The organism is Actinoplanes sp. NPDC049316, assembly GCF_040677315.1.
Classification (GTDB): Bacteria; Actinomycetota; Actinomycetes; order Mycobacteriales; family Micromonosporaceae; genus Actinoplanes.
In genome coordinates, this window is the sequence record NZ_JBFAQM010000015.1 from 102,531 (window position 1) to 120,314 (window position 17,784).

Genomic DNA, 17,784 nt, shown 5'->3' on the forward strand with positions numbered 1-17,784 from the left:
CCACCCGGTACCGCCCTGCCTACGCTCGCAAGGACCCGAGCGATTCGCACAAGGAGTGGATGACCATGACCTCGACGTCGTCGTTCGGCGACCGGCTCGCCGGCAGCCCCGTCCTCGACACCTTCCGCAACCATGCCTTCTTCGAGGCTGTCGACCGCGCCGAGCTGACCCGGGAACAGGCCGCCGTCCTCATCGAGCAGTGGTGGCACCCCCTGCACTACTTCCCGACCTTCCTGGCCCGCTGTGTCGCCGTCCTGCCCGACATCGCCTCCAAGAGCGCCATCACCAGCATCCTCAACCAGGAGGCCGGTGGCGGCGACGTCCGCAAGGCGCACGAGGTGATCTACGCCGACTCGATGGCCCGGTGCGGCTTCGACCGGGCGCGGGTCACCGGGACCGCGCCGTTCCCCGAGACCGCCGCCCTGGTCGACGGCTACCGCCGGGCGTCCGAGCAGCGCGAGTCGGCGCTGGGATTCATCTTCGCCACCGAGAACACCGACCTGCTCATGGTCTCCAGCATCGGCAAGGCGATCGAGCGGACCACCGGCGTCACCGGCAACGAGTGGGTCTCCATCCACGTCGAGCAGGAGCCCGAGCACGTCGAGGAGGCCGGCCACGCGCTGCTGGCCGACTTCACCGCCGAGGAGGAGGACCGGGTCTACCACGCGGCGGACGAGATGTGGCGGCTGTGGACCGCGTTCTTCGACCGGCTCGCCGCGGAGGCCGACATCAAGACGAGCGCCGCGGTGGCATGAGTGCGATGGACGTACGCGCGACCTACCTGAGGTTCCCGGCCTGGACGCAGCACTTCTGGACCTGGCAGACCGGCAAGGCGCTGCCCGGGCAGCGGCCGCTGCTGCGGCACACCTGGGCGTCCTACCTCACCGTGACGCTGACCGTCTTCCTGACCGGCCTGGCGGTGTCCACCGTGGCCGTGGCGGCGATGTTCCCCTACTGGTGGGTGGCGCTGCTGCTGGGCTGGACGCTCACCGTGGCCGGGGAACGGGTGATGGTGCTCGTCATCGCCCACCAGGCCCTGCACCGCCGGTTCTCGGGCAAGGCGTCGCTCGACGCGTTCTGGGGCGAGGTGGTCACCGTGCTGTCGGTCTACCACACGTTCCGGGACTTCAAGGAGGAGCACTTCGACAACCACCACCGCCGGGAGATCTTCGCGACGGAGGCCGACCCGCCGGTGCAGTTCCTGCTCGACCTCGGCTTCCGGCCCGGGGTGCCGCGCCGGCGGCAGTGGCGGCGGGCGTGGACGGTGTTCCTGTCGCCGGTCTTCTACTGGCGCGGCTTCCTCGGCCGGGCCGGCAGCACGCTCAAGCCCGGCGTCGGTGCCCGGCGGCGGATCGGTTTCGCCGTCTGGCTCGGCTGGTGGCTGTCGCTGCCGTTCTGGTTCCCGCACGGCACGCTGGTGCTGGTGCTCGCGTTCGTCCTGCCGGTGATCCTCTTCGCGCAGCTCAGCGCCCTGCTCGACCGGCTCGGCGAGCACGAGTGGCTGGCCCCGCGGGTGCCGGCGTACGGCCACCGGTTCTACACCGCGGCGAACACGGCGGCGCGCTTCTGCGGGGCCCCCGTGCCGGCGCGGTCCGTGCCCGCCGGCCGCCGGACGCTGGCCTGGGTCCGGTGGACGGCGCTGACGCTCGGCTACCACCTGCCGTCGCGGCTGCTCGTCGTGGTCGGCGACCTGCCCAACCACGACTACCACCACCGCTACCCGTCGACGACCGAGTGGACGACGGCCGCGTACGCGCGCCAGGCCGACATCGACGCCGGGCCGGAGGGCCCGCCGTACCAGGAGACGTGGGGGATGGGCGCCGCGATCGACCGGGTCTTCCGCAGCTGGGAGACGGACCGGGGGCAGCAGCCGTCGGAGGCGCTCGCCGAGCACTGACCACGCGACCCGAGCACTGACCACGCAACGGACAGCGGGGCCCGGCCGTCACGGCCGGGCCCCGCCGTGCTCACCGCGCCGGCTCGGGGTCGGCGAGCGGCGCCGGCTCGGGCTCGGCGAGCGGCGCCGGCTCGGGCTCGGCGAGCGGCGCCGGCTCGGGGTCGACGAGCGGCGCCGGCTCGGGGTCGACGAGCGGCCCGCGCAGGACCCGGCCCGCCGGTGCGTCCGTGCCGGTGCCGCCCCGCGGCGGTACCACGACGGTCGCGCCGGCCAGCAGTGCCGCGAAGCAGTCGAGCGCGCTGTCCGCCGCGGCGGGCCCGTCGACCTCGACCCGGTCGGCCGGGCCGAGGCCGAAGCGGGCGACGGCCCGCCCGCAGCGGGCGTACGCGGCCCCGTGCGTCAGCAACCCGCCGGGGAGCAGACACGCCGGATCCGCCGGATCGACGCGGACCGCCGGCGCGGTGTCCGGACCGGTGAGCTCCCCCTCGTCCAGGCACCAGTGCCGGACGCCGGCCGGGGCGAGAGCCGTCGTGGTCAGCACCAGTGCGGGCGTCGCGCCGCCGGGCGCAGCGTCGGCGGACGGTGTCCAGGCGGCGCCCGCCTTCAGCACCGCGAACTGCGCCACGAGAAGGCCGGGGCCGGGTCCGAGGCGCAGGCCCACGACGTCGCCGGTGCCGATCCCCGCCCCGGTGAGCGCGTGCGCCAGCCGGTTCGACCGCTGCTCCAGCTCGGCGTAGGTGAGCCGCTCGTCGCCGTGGCCGATCGCGACCGCGTCCGGACTGTGCCCGGCGGTGACCTCGTGCAGCAGCTCGCGGGCCCGTGGCTCGGGCGGCGGGTTCCAGCCGTGCAGGACCGCGTACCGTTCGGCGGCCGGCATCACCTCGAGCCCCGCGGCCGGGGTGTCCGGCGTGGCGAGGCCGCCGCCGAGGACGGTCAGGAAATGCTCGCTGAGCCGCTCGATGCGGTCGGCGTCGAACAGTTCGGTCGAGTACTCCATCGACAGCCCGATCCGGCCGTCGGGGGACTCGGCCAGCTCGATGCCGAGGTCGAAGCGCGCGAAGCGGGTACCGAACCGGACCTCGTCGGCGCGCAGGCCGCCCAGGGTGAGGCCGGCGGCTCCGCCCCCGCCGCGGCCCGGCTGCAGCGTCAGGCTGATCTGGAACAGCGGATTGCGCCCGCTGACCCGCTCGGGTTGCAGCGCGTCCACGATCACGCCGAACGGCAGATCCTGGTGGACGGTCGCGTCGAGGACCGTCTCGTGGCACCGGCGGACCAGCTCCGCGAAGGTGGGATCGCCGCCGGCGTCGGTGCGCAGGACCACCGTGTTGGTGAAGAAGCCGACCAGCGGTTCCAGCTCGGTGCGGGTGCGCCCGGAGAACACCGACCCGATCGGCAGGTCGGTCTGGCCGGTGTAGCGGTGCAGCACGGTGAGCAGCGCGGCCTGGAAGACCGCCAGGAACGAGACATGATGCGTACGCGCGAAGCTGCGCGCCGCCTCCACCAGTTCGTCGGGCATCCGCCGGGCGAACACGGCCCCGGCCCCGGTGGGCTCGGCGGGCCGGCGTCGGTCGGCGGGGAGGTCGACCGTCGCCAGCCCGGCGAGGTGCTCACGCCAGTAGGCCAGCTGCCGTTCCCCCTCGGGGCCGGCGAGCCGCGCCCGTTGCCAGGCCGCGTGGTCCGCGGGCTGCAGGGGCAGCGGCGCCGGGCCCGGCCCGGTGGCACCGTAGAGCCGGGACAGCTCGGCGGCGAGGATGCCGACCGACCAGCCGTCGGCGACGATGTGGTGCACGACCAGCACCAGCACGTGCTCGCCGGGCGCGACCCGGGCCAGGGCGGCGCGAAACAGCGGCCCGGCGGCCAGGTCCATCGGCCGGCTCACCTGACCTGCGGCCCAGCGCTCGACCTCCCCGAGGGCGATCGCGCCGACCGGCACGCGCAGGGTCTCCGGTGCCGGGTCGACGACCTGCCGGGGCCCGCCGTCCACCTCGACGAACCGGGTCCGCAGGGCCTCGTGCCGCCGCACCAGCGCGAGCAGCGCCGCCTCCAGCGCCTCGTGGTCCAGGTCGCCGCGCAGGCGCAACCCGAAGCCGAGGTGGTACACCGGCGATGACGGGTCGAGCCGCTGCACGAACCAGAGCCCCTCCTGCTGGACCGTGCACGGCAGGGCGCCGTCGCGCGCGACCACCGGTATCCGCTCGGTGAGCGCGTCGTCGGCGGTCCGGTCGAGCTGCTCCGCGAGCTGGGCGAGCGTGGGGTCGGCGTACAGGTCACGGGGGTGCAGGGCGACGCCGAAGCGTTCGCTGACGCGGGCGATGAGCTGGGTGGTGTGCAGCGAATTGGCGCCGAGCCCGAACAGGGTGTCGCCGGCGCCGATCCGTCCGGCGCCGAGCAGGTCCTGCCAGGTGCCGGCGAGCCAGCGTTCCGTCTCCGTGCGCGGCGCCACGTACGCCCGCGCGCCGAACTCCGGCTCGGGCAGTCGGGCGGTGTCCAGCTTGCCGTTGGAGGTCAGCGGCAGCTCCGGCAGCACGTGCCACGCGGTCGGGATCATGTACGCCGGAAGCCGCTCGGCCAGAGACCCGCGGACCGCCGCCGGCCGGGCATCGCCCACGAGGTACGCCACCAGCCGCGCCCCCTCGTGCACCGTCACCGCGCACTGGCGTACCCCGGGATGGCGGCCGATGACGTGCTCGACCTCGCCGAGTTCGATGCGCAGTCCCCGCAGCTTCACCTGGCGGTCGATGCGGCCGAGGAACTCGATGACCCCGTCCGGGCGCCAGCGCGTCAGGTCGCCGGTGGCGTACATGAGCCGGCCCGGGTCGCTGTACGGGTCGGCCAGGAACCGTTCGGCGGTGAGGCCGGGCCGGCCGAGGTAGCCGTACGCGACGCCGGTGCCCGAGATGAACAGCTGTCCGGGCACGCCGACCGGCACCGGCCGCAGCCGCCGGTCGAGGATGTACGCGCGGTGGTGCGGCAGGGCGGCGCCGATCGGTGGCGGCGCGGTCAGCGGCCCGGCGGGGCACAGGTAGTCGGTGACCACCACGGTGGTCTCGGTGGGGCCGTACGAGTTGTGCAGCGCCAGGCCGGGCCGTGACCAGCGGTTGACCAGGTCCGCGCCGAGGGCCGAACCGGCGATCATCAGGGCGCGCAGCGGGCTGCCGGTCAGGTCGCGCGGGTCGAGCAGGGCCAGCAGCGCCGGCGGCAGGTACGAGACGGTGACGCCTTCCCCGGTCAGCAGGGCGGTCAGGGCGGCCGGATCGGTGACGCTCCCGCGCGGGGCGCTGATCATCGTGGCGCCGGCGAGCAGGGTGGCGAAGCTGTCGAAGATGTGGGTGTCGAACGCCGGGTTGGAGACCTGCGCGACACGGTCGGCGGGGGTGAGGGCGAACAGGTCCACCGCCGTACGGCAGAAGGAGGCGGCCGCCTCGTGGGGGACCAGGACACCTTTGGGCGTACCGGTGGATCCGGAGGTATAGAGCAGGTACGCCGGGTCCCGGGGGTCCACCGTCACGTCCGGGGCGGTCTCCGGGCCGGACGGTTCCCGCTCGCCGAGGATCCAGCGGGGCATCTCCGGCGGCAGCGCGCCGGCCAGGTCGGCACTCGCCAGCACGAGCGGGACCGCGGCGTCGCGCAGCTGCAACGCCAGGCGCGCGGACGGGTGCTGCGGGTCCAGGGGCGTCCAGGCGGCGCCGGCCTTCATCACGGCCAGCTGGGCGACCGGAAGGTGCAGCCCGCGGTCGAGCAGCAGGCCGACCACGGTGCCCGCGCCGATCCCGGCGTCGATGAGGGCATGGGCGAGCCGGTTGGACCGCGCCTCCAGCTCGCCGTAGGACAGCTCGCCGGGGCGCGGTCCCCGGAACCGTACGGCGCAGCGGCTCGCGTCCTGCCCCGCCGGCGCCTCGTGCAACAGGCGCATCGTCTCAGCGCTCCGCTTCTGCGCGGTGCCCGAGGCACCGGCGGATCATGGCGGCCAGCGCCTCGACGTGCGGCGGCTGCACCATCGTGAAGTGGTCGCCGGGGGAGGTGAGTTCCTCCAGCCCGGGACAGAGCTCCTTCCACATCGTGAAGTCGGCCGGGCTCGACTCGGCGGCGCGGATCAGCACCGCCCGGCCCGCGAACCCGCCGGGGCGGTGCTCGTGGAACGCCCGCACGTCGGCGGCGTACGCCCGGAACCGGGTGCGCAGCTCGTCGCGGAGGTCCGCGGTGGACACCCCGGCGTCCTCCAGCGTCGCCAGGACGATGTCCTCGTGGTCGGCGGGTGCGACGGCGGTGAGGTCGATGGCGGGCCCGGCCACGCCCGCCGTGTCGGCCAGGTCGCGGACGAAGGCGGCCAGCACGTCCGCCTCGGTGACCGGCGCCGGGTCCGGCGGGAACCCCGAGTCGACGGCGATGAGCACCGCGTCGCCGAGCTGACGGGCCATCTCCTGCGCGATCACCCCGCCGAGCGACCAGCCCGCGAGGTGGTACGGCCCCCGCGGCTGCTGCCGGCGGACCAGGCCGGCGTACCGCGCGGCGCGCTCGGCGATGCTGCCGGCCACGGCGCCGGACTCCAGCGCGTACACCGGACGGTCGTCCCCGAGCAGCGATGCGAGCCGGACGTAGCGCACCACCGAGCCGCCGGCGGGGTGGACCAGGAACAGCGGGGGCCGGTCCCCGCCGGTGCGCAGCGCGACCAGGCCGGTCCCGTCCGTCGCGGCGGTCCGCGGTGCCGGGCGGTCCAGCCGGGCCGCGAGCTCCTCGAGGACGGGCGAGGCGAACAGGTGCTGCGGCGGCAGGTCGATGCCGAGGTGCTCGCGTACCCGGGCGATGAGCCGGCCGACCTGCAGCGAGTTGCCGCCGAGGCCGAAGAAGTCGGCACCGGCGCCGATCGGCGCGGTGCCGAGCAGGTCCTCCCAGACGCCGGCGAGCCAGCGTTCGGTCGGCGTCCGCGGCGCGACGAAGGCCGGGGCGGCGGCCGGGACCGGGTCGGGCAGGGCGGCGAGGTCCAGCTTGCCGTTCGGGGTGAGCGGCAGCGCGGGCAGCAGCACCCACGCGGTGGGGATCATGTACGTGGGCAGACGGCGCGTGAGGTGCTCGCGGACGTCGGCGAGATCGGGGTCGCCGACCAGGTAGGCGGCGAGCGTGGTGCCGCGGTGCACGGTCACCACGGCCTGCCGCACCGCCGGGTGCCGCACGAGCGCGTGCTCGATCTCGCCCGGCTCGATGCGCTGGCCACGGAGCTTCACCTGCCGGTCGGTGCGGCCGAGGAACTCGATCTGGCCGTCGGCGCGCCAGCGGGCGAGGTCGCCGGAGGCGTACATGCGCTCGCCCGGCTCGCCGTACGGGTCGGCGACGAACCGGCTCGCGGTCAGGCCGGGACGGCGCAGGTACCCGTGCGCGACGCCGGTGCCGGCCAGGTACAGCTGCCCGGGTACGCCGATCGGCGCGGGCTGCAACCGTCCGTCGAGGACGTACATGCGGTGGCCGGGCAGCGCCCTGCCGATCGGCGGTGCGGTGTCCGGGGCGACCGGCGGCAGCAGATGGTCCGAGACGACCACGGTGGTCTCGGTGGGGCCGTACGAGTTGTGCAGGGCCAGACCGGGCCGGCTCCAGCGCCGGGCCAGGTCGGCGGGGAGCGCCTCGGCGGCACTGAACGCCGCACGCAGGGCGCTGCCGGCCAGCCGGGCCGGGTCGAGCACGCCGAGGATGGCCGGCGGCAGGTACGCCAGCGTCACCCGCTGCTCGCACAGCAGGGCGGTGAGCGCCTCCGGGTCGGCGACGGTCTCCCGGGCCGCCCCGATCATCGTGGCCCCGCCGAGCAGGGTCGCGAACAGGTCGAAGATGCCCGCGTCGAAGGCGGGGTTGGAGATCTGCGCGACCCGGTCGGCCGGCCCGGTCCCGAACAGCTCGACGGCGTTGCGGCAGTACGCGTACGCGCTGCCGTGCGGGACGAGGACACCTTTGGGGGTGCCGGTCGAGCCCGAGGTGTAGAGCAGGTACGCGGGATCCTCCGGCCGCACGACGGTCGCCGGCGGGGTGTCGGGCCCGGTGAACTCGCGCTCGTCGAGGCACCAGTGCCGGGTGCCGGGCAGGGCGAGGGCGGTGGTGGTCAGCACCAGCGGGGCGCCCGCGTCGTCGAGCTGGGCCGCCAGCCGGGCCGGGGGATGCTGCGGGTCGAGCGGCATCCAGGCGGCGCCCGCCTTGAGCACGGCGAACTGCGCGACGACCAGGTGCGGTCCACGGTCGAGGAGCAGGCCGACGACGTCGCCGGTGCCGATCCCCGTCCCGGTCAGCGCGTGGGCCAGCCGGTTCGCGCGCCGGTCCAGCTCCCCGTAGGTCAGCCGGTCGGCACCGAAGCTGACGGCGACGCGGTCCGGGTCGTGGCCCGCGAGGACGTCGTGCAGCAGGCCCGGGGCGCGCCGGATCCGCGGCGGGTTCCAGCCGTGCAGCACGCGGCGGCGTTCGGCCGCCGGGATCAGGTCCAGCTCGGCGATGGGCGTACCGGGTGCGGCCAGGCCCGCGGCGAGCACGGTCAGGTAGTGCCCGGCGAGCCGCTCGATGCGGTCGGCGTCGAACAGTTCGGTGGAGTACTCCATCGACAGCCCGATCCGGCCGTCGGGGGACTCGTTCAGCTCGATGCCCAGGTCGAACCGGGCGTGCCCGACGCCGGTGGCGATGACCTCCGCGCCGATCCCGCCGAGCGTCAGCCCGCCGGCGCCGCCACCGCCGCGGCCCGGCTGCAGCGTCAGGCTGATCTGGAACAGCGGATTGCGGCCCGCGACCCGCTCGGGTTGCAGCGCGTCGACGACCACGCCGAACGGCACGTCCTGGTGAACGGTCGCGTCGACGACGGTGTCGTGGCAACGCCGGACCAGCCCGGCGAACTCGGGGTTCCCGCCGGCGTCGGTGCGCAGGACGACCGTGTTGGTGAGGAAGCCGACCACGGGTTCCAGCTCGGTGCGGGTGCGCCCGGAGAAGATCGACCCGATGGGCAGGTCGCTCTGGCCGGTGTAGCGGTGCAGCACGGTGAGCAGCGCGGCCTGGAAGACCGCCAGGAACGAGACATGATGCGTACGCGCGAAGCTGCGCGCCGCGTCGGACAGCTCCTCAGGCAGGTCCCGCGCGACGACCGCGCCCGCACCCGTCGGCTCGGCGGGCCGGTGCCGGTCGGCGGGGAGGTCGACGGTCGCCAGCCCGGCGAGGTGCTCACGCCAGTAGGCCAGCTGCCGGTCCCGCTCCGGGCCGGCGAGCCGATCCCGCTGCCAGGCCGCGTGATCGGCGGGCTGCATCGTCAGCTCCGGCAGCCGCGGTACGGTCCCGGCGACCGCGGCGTCGTACAGGTGCGACAGCTCGGCGGCGAGGATCCCGACCGACCAGCCGTCGGCGACGATGTGGTGCACGACCAGCATGAGCACGTGTTCGTCCGGCGCGACCCGGGCCAGGGCGGCGCGGAACAGCGGCCCGGCGGCCAGGTCCATCGGCCGGCTCACGTGGCCGGACACCCAGCGTTCGACGTCGGCGGGCGCCACGTCGGTGACCGCGAGCCGGTCGTCCGGCGGCGGATCGACGACCTGCCGGGGCACGCCGTCCACCTCGACGAACCGGGTCCGCAGCGCCTCGTGCCGCCGGACCAGCGCTCGCAGCGCCTCATCGAGGGCCGCCCGGTCGGGTACGCCGCGCAGCCGCAGCCCGTACCCGATGTGGTACACGGGCGAGGACGGCTGGAGCCGCTGGACGAACCACAGCCCCTCCTGTTGCAGGGAGCAGGGCAGCACGCCGTCGCGGGTACCGGGCCGGTGCGGGCGCGCCCGCCGGTCGCGGGCCGCCTGTTTCTCGGCCAGGGCCCGCCGGAGCGCCGCGATCTCCTCGTCCAGCTCGTCGTCGGTGACGTCGATGTCCCGGCCCTCCCCGGTGTCGTCGCGCAGGTCGTCGATCCGCGCCGCCAGCTCGGCGAGCGTCGGGTCGGCGTACAGGTGCCGCGGGTGCAGCGCCACGCCGAAGCGGTCCCGGACGCGGGCCACGAGCTGGGTGGTGTGCAACGAGTTGGCGCCGAGCGCGAACAGGGTGTCGCCCGCGCCGACCCGGTCACCGCCGAGCAGTTCCTGCCAGGTGTCGGCGAGCCACCGTTCGGTCCGGCCGTCCGGGGCCACGTACGCGGCCCGGGGGGTGCGCTGCGGCTCCGGCAGCCGGGCCAGGTCGACCTTGCCGTTCGGCGTCAGCGGCAGTTCCGGCAGCACGGTCCAGGCAGCGGGGATCATGTACGGCGGCAGCAGCGCGGCGAGGTGTTTGCGCGCCTGCCCCGGCTCGGTGTCGCCGACCAGGTACGCGGCCAGTTCCCCGCCGTGCGGGACCACCGCGCACTGGCGGATGCCGGGCTCGGCCAGCAGGGCGTGCTCGATCTCGCCCAGCTCGATGCGCTGGCCGCGCAGTTTCACCTGGCGGTCGGTGCGGCCGAGGAACTCCACGAGCCCGTCGGCGCGCCAGCGGGCCAGGTCCCCGGTGGCGTACATGCGGCTGCCGGCCCGGCCGTAGGGGTCGGGCAGGAACCGTTGCGCGGTGACGCCGGGCCGGCGCAGGTAGCCGTACGCGACGCCGGCGCCGGCCACGTACAGCTGCCCGGGTATGCCGATCGGCGCGGGCCGCAGCCGCGCGTCGAGGACGTAGACCCGGTGCCGGGGCAGGGCCCGTCCGATCGGCGGCGCGGTGGCCGGCCCGGCCGCGCAGACGTGGTCGGTCACCACCACGGTGGTCTCGGTGGGGCCGTACGAGTTGTGCAGCGCCAGGCCCGGCCGGGCCCACCGGTTCACCAGGTCGGCGCTGAGGCCCTCGCCACCGATGTCGAGCCCGCGCAGGTCGCTGCCGGCCAGGTCCGCGGGGTCCAGCAGCGCCAGGACGGCCGGGGGCAGGTAGGCGAAGGTGATCCGCTCGTCGCGCAGCAACGCGGTGAACGCCGCCGGGTCGGTGAGCGTCTCCCGGGGCACCACCACCGTCGTGGCCCCGGCCAGCAGGGTGGCGAAGCCGTCGAACACCGTCATGTCGAAGGCCGGGTTCGCCACCTGGGCCACCCGGTCGTCCGGCGTCAGGGCCGCCATCGCCACGGCGTTGCGGCAGTACGCGGACGCGGCGGCGTGCGGGACGAGGACGCCCTTGGGGGTGCCGGTCGAGCCGGACGTGTAGATCAGGTACGCCGGGTCCGCCGGCCGGACGTCCACCTCCGGCGCGGTGTCCGCCCCGATGCCGGCCACCCCGTCCAGTTCCCGGTGCCGTACGCCCGGCGGCACGAGCCCGGCCAGGGCCGCGCTGGTCAGCACGAGCGGGGCGGCCGCGTCGCCGATCTGCTGCGCCAGCCGGGCCGGCGGGTGCTGCGGGTCGAGGGGGGTCCACGCGGCACCCGCCTTGAGCACCGCCAGCCGGGCGACCGGCAGCAGGGGCCCGCGGTCGAGCAGGACCCCCACCACGTCGCCGCCGCCGATCCCGTCCGCGCGCAGCTTGTGCGCGAGCCCGTTCGCCGCGCGGTCGAGCTCGCCGTAGGTCAGCGCGCCGTCGCGGAACCGGACGGCCACCCGGTGCGGGTCGTGCCCGGCGGTGACGTCGTGCAGAAGGCCCATCGATCCACCCCAGGTCCTCATTCGGTGCCGGCCGGTGCGTCAGCTCGCCGCGGTGGTTTCCCGGCGGGCGCTGCGCGGACGGATGTCGGTCCAGTGGGCCTCGACGTAGTCGAAGCACTCCTGCCGGCCGCCGGGGCCGTGCGCGACGGTCCATCCGGCCGGTACGGCCAGCGCGGCCGGCCAGAGCGAGTGCTGGTCCTCGTCGTTGACGAGAACGAGGAAGGTGCCGTCCGGGTCGTCGAAAGGATTCATGCGCCGACGGTAGCCAGCGCGGTGATCCGGGGAACGTCACGCAAATCCAGGACGGACACCCAGCGCCGCGGTGACGAGCCCGGCGACGGCGTCCCGGTCGATCTTCCCGCTCGGGGTACGCGGCAGCTCGGGCAGCACGGTGATCGACGCCGGCACCGACGCCTCCGGCAGCACCTCGCGCAGGTACTGCCGCAGGGTGTACACGTCCGGGGGCGGGCCGTCGTCGTGAGCGGTCACCGCCGCGCGCAGTTTGCGGGTCCCCGACGGGGTCGGGACGCTCACGCAGGCGGCCGCCTTCACCCCGGGCCGGCCCAGCAGGTGCGCGTCGACCTCGGCCAGGTCGATGCGGACGCCGCGGATCTTCACCTGACTGTCCACCCGGGACAGGAACGTGACCGTGCCGCCGGCGGCGCGTACCAGGTCGCCGGTGCGGAAGACCGTCGTGTGCCCCCTCGGGGTCGGCGGCACCGTGCGGAAGCGGTCGGCGTTGAGCTCGGGCCGGTGCAGGTAGCCCAGCGACACCGGCAGGCCGGCCACGAGCAGCTCGCCCACCTCCGGCTCGGCGGGATCCGGCGGGTCGACGAGCACCTCGCAGCCGGGCAGCGGGACGCCGATCGGCGGGATCGCGGGCCAGGCGTCCACGTCCGCGGGCAGGACGTGCGACGTGACCATCGCGGACTCGCTCTGCCCGTAATGGTTGACCAGCCGGGCCGCCGGCAGCCGCCGGAACATGGTCCGGATGTCCCCGGTGACGACGAGCTGCTCGCCGGCGACGTTCACCTCGCGCAGCGCCACCCCGCTCACGTCCGCCGCCGTCGTCACCGCGATGGCGAGCATCTGCAAAGCCATGTACGGCAGGAAGAGCCGCTCGATCCGGTTCGCCACGAGCCAGCTGAGCAGGCCGGCCGGGTGGCGGCGCAGCTCCTCCGGCACGTAGACGACCGTGCCCCCGCCCCGCAGCGTCCCGAGAATCTCCTGGAAGGAGACGTCGAAGTTGAGCGGCGCGAACTGCGCGGTGCGCAGATCCGGCTGGGGCGAGTGGCCGGCCTGCCACGACACCATGGCGTCCAGGCAGCTGTGCGGGATCACGACACCCTTCGGCCAGCCCGTGGAGCCGGACGTGTAGATGGCGTAGAAACCGAGGTCCGGCCGGCAGTCGACGGGCTTGCGGTCGCCCGGCGCCGCACCGTCGTACGGGCCGGGGATCGCGAGCAGGCGGGCCGTGCCACCGAGCTGCGGCACTGCCCCGGTGTGCAGCAGCACCTGCGCCCCGCTGTCGTCGAGCATGTACGTCAGGCGTCGCCGCGGGTACTCCGGATCGAGCGGGACGTACACCGCGCCGAGGTAGGTGATGCCGAGCATGGCGGCGGTGGTGGCGGCCCCGCGCGGCCCGGTCACCGCGACCATGTCCCCGGCGCGGACCCCGTGCTCGTCCAGCAGGTCGGCGATCCGCCGGGCCCAGGCGAGGAGCCCCGCGTACGTGAGCAGCAGCTCGCCGTCGACAAGCGCGACCCGGTCCGGATCCGCCTCCGTCAGGGAGCCGAACAGGCAGCCCGGGACGGGCTCACCACCCCACAGCGACACCATGGTCATGACGGGCACCTTCCTCTGGTCGACGTGGTCTGGGTGCCGTACTCACGCATGAGCCGGGCCAGCGGCCCGGACGCGGGATCGGCCTCGTAGCGGGCGATCACCGAGTCCCGGGTCGCCGCGTCCTTCTCCTGGCTGAGCTTGAACATCGCCTCCACCGACTCGACGGTCAGCCGGAACGCGCCGACGGCGGGCAGGATGGCGCGGAAGTAGCCGAGGGAGGAGGTGCAGTCCCAGCCCGCGCCGAACCGCTCCTCCAGCCGTTCCGCGGTCCACCGCACGATCGCCAGGGTCTGCTCCGGGTCGTGCACCAGCCGGATCCGGCCGCACACGTGCACCGACGCGAAGTTCCAGGTGGGGGCGGCGGGATCGGCGTGGTACACGGCCGGGGTGACGAAGCCGCCGGGCCCGTCGAACATCAGCCGCGCCGCGGTGCCGTCGGTCAGCGACCGCCAGTGCGGGTTGGCCCGGTTCAGGTGGCCGACGAGCTCGACGCCGGGCAGCGGCCCCGCCTCGGGCTCGCCCGGGGCGACCAGCGCGGGCAGCCGGGTGGCCCAGGGGACCGGCTCCCCGTTGGTCACGAACGTGGCCAGGGGATGCCCGGCGACGATGCGGCGATGCCATTGCGCGTCCCGGGCGTCATATCGGCTGGGTACGAACACGGCCCCGGCTCCTCTCGTCGGTGCTGCGAGGTCAGGGCGGCGACGATCTCGCCGGCGCGTACGGCCACGTTGGACAGCAGGGTCGAGGAGATGCCGTGGCTGTGCTCGGTCGGGCCCTGCAGGTAGATGCCGGCCCGCAGGGCGTCGCCGGTGCACACCCGGTACTGCCGGTCCACGAGCAGCCGGCCGTGCTCGTCGCGGTGGCACAGCGCGCCCAGCTCGCCCAGCAGAGTGGCCGGATCGGCCGGGCGATAACCGGTCGCGAAGACGACGGCGTCGGCGGTGAGGGTGGTGACCTCGCCGGTCGGCAGGAACTCGACGGCGACGCGTACGGAGTCGGGGCCGGGATGGTGACCGCGCAGCCGGGACGCGCCGTGCATGTGCAGGCGCCGGTCGCCGGTGAGGCCCTCGCGGTACGAGCGGTCGTACAGGTCCTGAATGAGATCGGTGTCCACCACTGAGTAGTTCGTGTTCGCGTGGTAGCGGGCCAGCATGTCCTTGACTCCGGGCGGCGCGGCGAAGAAGTGGTCCACCGCCGCCGGGTCGAAGATCTGGTTCGCGAACGCGCTGTTGTCGGCGACGCTGTATCCGTAGCGCAGGTGGACGGCGTGTACCTGGGCGTACGGGAAACGCTCGTGCAGGTGACCGACGGCCTCGGCGGCGCTCTGCCCGGCGCCGACCACGACGAAGCGGCGGGGCTGCCCGGCCGCGATCGCGCCGACCCGGTGCAGGAACTCGGAGCTGTGCCATACCCGCTCGCCGGTGCGGACCCCGTCCGGCAGGTGCGGCTCCAGGCCGGTGGCGAGGACGACGTTGCGGGTGCGCTGGGTCAGCAGGGACCCCCCGTGCCGGACCACCACGTCGACGAGGTTCCCGTCGCCGGCCGCGCGCAGCCCCACCACCTCGCTGCCGTAGGACACGTCGGCGGCGACCCGCGCGGCCGCCCATTCCAGGTAGGCGTGGAACTCGGTGCGGTACGGGAAGAACGACTTGCGGTTGATGAACTCCGCCGTCCGGCCGTTGGCGTGCAGGTAGGACAGGAAGCTCAGCGGGCTGGTGGGGTCGCGCGGGGTCACCAGGTCCTTGAGGAAGGACACCTGCATGGTGGCGCCGTCGATCAGCATGCCCCGGTGCCAGCCGAACCCGGACTGCTTCTCGAAGAAGCGCGCGCGGGGTGCCGCGGTCCCGCCGGCCGGTGGGACGTACTCGGCCAGGGCGATCGCCAGCGCGAGGTTCGCCGGGCCGAAGCCGACCCCCACCAGGTCCGTGGTGGCCGCGCCGGGCGCCCGCCTCACGAGGCGCGCCGGGCCCGGTCGCCCGCCCGGTCGAGGCCCCGGCGCCCGGCGCGGATCGACGCCGCCACCTCCGAGACGGTGCCGCCCAGGACGCGGGCCGGATCGGGCCGGCTGCCCAGCGTCGCCGCGCACTCGTCGAGCACCTTGAAGGCGAGTACGGAGTGGCCGCCGAGCTGCGCGAAGGTGTCGTCGACACTGACCTCCCCGGCCTGCAGGACGCGGCGGTAGATGTCGACGACCGCGGCCTCCAGCTCGTCGGCGGGCGGCACGATCTCGCGCTTCCCGCCGCCTTCGCGCCGCCAGGTGTCCACGAGGGAGACCTGGTCGACCTTGCCGTTCACCGTGTACGGGATGCGGGGCACCACGACCAGGCTCTCCGGGCACATGTGCGCGGGCAGGTGCGCGGCCGCGTGCTCCGCTACGGCGCCGGTGTCGGGTGGCCCCTCGGCGCCCACCACGAAGGCGAGCAGGCGGGCCGGGGTTCCGTGCGCGACGACCGCGCAGTCCGCGACCGCCGGATGGGCCGTCAGCACCGACTCGATCTCGCCCGGCTCGATGCGCAGGCCGCGGATCTTGACCTGCCGGTCGATCCGGCCGAGGTGCTCCAGGACGCCGTCGGGCCGGTACCGGCACAGGTCGCCGGTACGGTACATGCGCGCGCCCGGCGGTCCGTACGGATCCGCGACGAACCGTTCGGCGCTCAGTCCAGGCTTGCGCCAGTACGCGTGCGCGAGCCCCACCTCCCCGCCCAGGTACACCTCGCCGGGCATCCCGACCGGCACCAGGCCCAGGTTCTCGTCGAGCAGGGTGATCCGGAAATTGGCGGCCGGCCGGCCGAGCGGCACGGTCGCCTCCGGGACGGGCGCGAGGACCAGGTCGGTGACGTTGTTGCCCTCGGTCGGCCCGTAGCAGTTGATGAGGGCCGACTCCGGCAGCCGGTCGTAGAACGTCCGCCAGATCCGCCGGGTCATCGGTTCCCCGCCGCACCAGGCCCACTTCAGCGAGCCGGTCCGCCGTGCCGACACGTGCTCCAGGAAGGGCGCCATCACCGTGGGCGACAGGAAGATCGTGGTGACCCGGTGCTCGCCGACCAGCGCGGCGAGGTGCCGCAGGTCGCGGTGCGCCCCCGGACGGCAGACGACCAGGCGGGCGCCGTGGTACAGCGGCCAGAAGATCTCCCAGATGGAGACGTCGAAGCCGGGGGAGGTCTTGAACACCGCGGAGTCGCCGGGGCCGAACGGGTAGTGGCGCTGATTCCAGGCGATGTTCGCCAAGGCGGCGCTGCGCGGGTAAGCGACCCCCTTCGGGCGGCCCGTCGTCCCCGACGTGTAAAGGATGTGGACGAGGTCCTCGGCGCTGCTGTCGACGGCGGGGTCGGTCGCCGGGTGACCGGCCCACGGGGCGGGTTCCCGGCCGGTGTCCACGATCCGCCACCCGCCCGCCGGGACGCGTGCGCGGCAGGCCGGATCGGTGAGCACCAGGCGCGGCGCGGCGTCCTCGGCGATGTACGCGAGCCGCGCGTCGGGCAGCTCGGCGTCCAACGGCACGTACGCGGCACCGGCCTTCGCCGCGGCGTAGATCGCGACGATCTGCTCGATGCCGCGTTCCATGCAGATGCCGACCCGGGTGCCCGCCCCCGCGCCTTGTGCCCGAAGGAAGTGCGCCAGCCGGTTCGCGCGCTCGTTCAGCTCACGGTAGGTGAGGGTGACCCCCTCCTCGTCCAGCAGCGCGATCGCCCCGGGTGAGCGCCGCACCTGCTCCTCGAACGGCTCGGTCATCGTCCGGTGCCGCACCTCGGGCCGCTGGTACGCGTTCAGCCCGTGCAGAATCCGCTCCCGCTCCGCGTCGCCGATGAGCGGATGCCGGTGCATCGGCGCGTCCGGCTCGCCGGTGAGACGGGTGAGCAGCTCCACGAAGGACCGGGCCCAGCACAGGGCGGTGGGCGTGTCGGCGGAGCTGGTCATGTTCTCCGCGTACAGGCGGCGGCCGTCCTGCGACACCAGGATCGTGGCCTCGACCGGCTGCTCCCGGCGGGGATCCGGGCCGGTGACGACGGTGAGCTCGGCGGCCCGGCGCAGCGCGGCGCGGAAGCTGCCGGCCGGTGGCGGCGCCGTCGGTGTGACGATCTCCCGCGGGCCCTGGATCAGCCGGACCGCGGTGGTGGCGCCGTCGCGCGACAGCCGCGGGGCCAGCACCCAGGCGCAGACTGCGAGCGCGGCGAGGCCGTCGGTGCCGACGGCCCCGGCCAGATCGTGCAGGCTCCGCATGAGGCCGTCCGGGGTCGCGACCGGGCCGACGCATTCTTCCGCCATCGACGTCTCGCCTCCGTTGTCCGTCAGTGGGCTGCGCACAGGGCCCAGTCAACCGACGGGCCGCCGCGGCTGCCTGTCCCCGGTTCGGCGGACATCGGCCGGGTCCGGCCGCCGGGGGTCGCTCGTTCCGGGGACTGCCCGGCCGCAGCCGCCGGAACCTAGCGTCGCCGCAGGAGGCAGGCCGCTGCCCGG

The 17,784-nt window shown here is 74.7% G+C and carries 9 protein-coding genes; 2 read left to right on the forward strand and 7 right to left on the reverse strand.

The annotated features are described in order from the left end of the window. Window positions 1-65 precede the first annotated feature (65 nt). A complete protein-coding gene (locus tag AB0K03_RS22925) occupies window positions 66-755 on the forward strand; it encodes an iron-containing redox enzyme family protein (protein ID WP_364687973.1) in 690 nt (229 codons plus the stop codon). A gap of 5 nt (window positions 756-760) precedes the next feature. Then, entirely contained in the window at window positions 761-1,897 is a 1,137-nt protein-coding gene (locus AB0K03_RS22930; protein WP_364687975.1) for a fatty acid desaturase, read from the forward strand. Between the two features lie 70 nt (window positions 1,898-1,967). Here AB0K03_RS22930 and AB0K03_RS22935 read toward each other — a convergent pair whose 3' ends face one another. The 7 genes from AB0K03_RS22935 to AB0K03_RS22965 are packed head-to-tail and all read right to left on the reverse strand — an operon-like array spanning window position 1,968 to window position 17,592. Further along, a complete protein-coding gene (locus tag AB0K03_RS22935) occupies window positions 1,968-5,810 on the reverse strand; it encodes an amino acid adenylation domain-containing protein (RefSeq protein WP_364687977.1) in 3,843 nt (1,280 codons plus the stop codon). Window positions 5,811-5,814: 4 nt separating this feature from the next. Further along, window positions 5,815-11,481: an amino acid adenylation domain-containing protein gene (locus tag AB0K03_RS22940; RefSeq protein WP_364687979.1), complete on the reverse strand. Its 5,667-nt coding sequence runs from the start codon at window positions 11,479-11,481 to the stop codon at window positions 5,815-5,817. Window positions 11,482-11,520: 39 nt separating this feature from the next. After that, the gene (locus AB0K03_RS22945) at window positions 11,521-11,733 is read right to left on the reverse strand and encodes an MbtH family protein (RefSeq protein WP_364687981.1); all 213 of its coding nucleotides are present in this window, start codon (window positions 11,731-11,733) and stop codon (window positions 11,521-11,523) included. A 36-nt stretch (window positions 11,734-11,769) separates the two neighbouring features. Beyond that, the gene (locus AB0K03_RS22950) at window positions 11,770-13,326 is read right to left on the reverse strand and encodes an AMP-binding protein (RefSeq protein WP_364687983.1); all 1,557 of its coding nucleotides are present in this window, start codon (window positions 13,324-13,326) and stop codon (window positions 11,770-11,772) included. Next, window positions 13,323-13,985: an FMN-binding negative transcriptional regulator gene (locus AB0K03_RS22955; protein ID WP_364687985.1), complete on the reverse strand. Its 663-nt coding sequence runs from the start codon at window positions 13,983-13,985 to the stop codon at window positions 13,323-13,325. Before AB0K03_RS22955 ends, AB0K03_RS22950 begins: the two co-directional genes overlap by 4 nt. After that, complete coding sequence (locus AB0K03_RS22960) at window positions 13,901-15,280, reverse strand: SidA/IucD/PvdA family monooxygenase (RefSeq protein ID WP_364687987.1); 1,380 nt, start codon at window positions 15,278-15,280, stop codon at window positions 13,901-13,903. Before AB0K03_RS22960 ends, AB0K03_RS22955 begins: the two co-directional genes overlap by 85 nt. Next, the gene (locus tag AB0K03_RS22965) at window positions 15,277-17,592 is read right to left on the reverse strand and encodes a non-ribosomal peptide synthetase (RefSeq protein ID WP_364687989.1); all 2,316 of its coding nucleotides are present in this window, start codon (window positions 17,590-17,592) and stop codon (window positions 15,277-15,279) included. Before AB0K03_RS22965 ends, AB0K03_RS22960 begins: the two co-directional genes overlap by 4 nt. Window positions 17,593-17,784 lie beyond the last annotated feature (192 nt).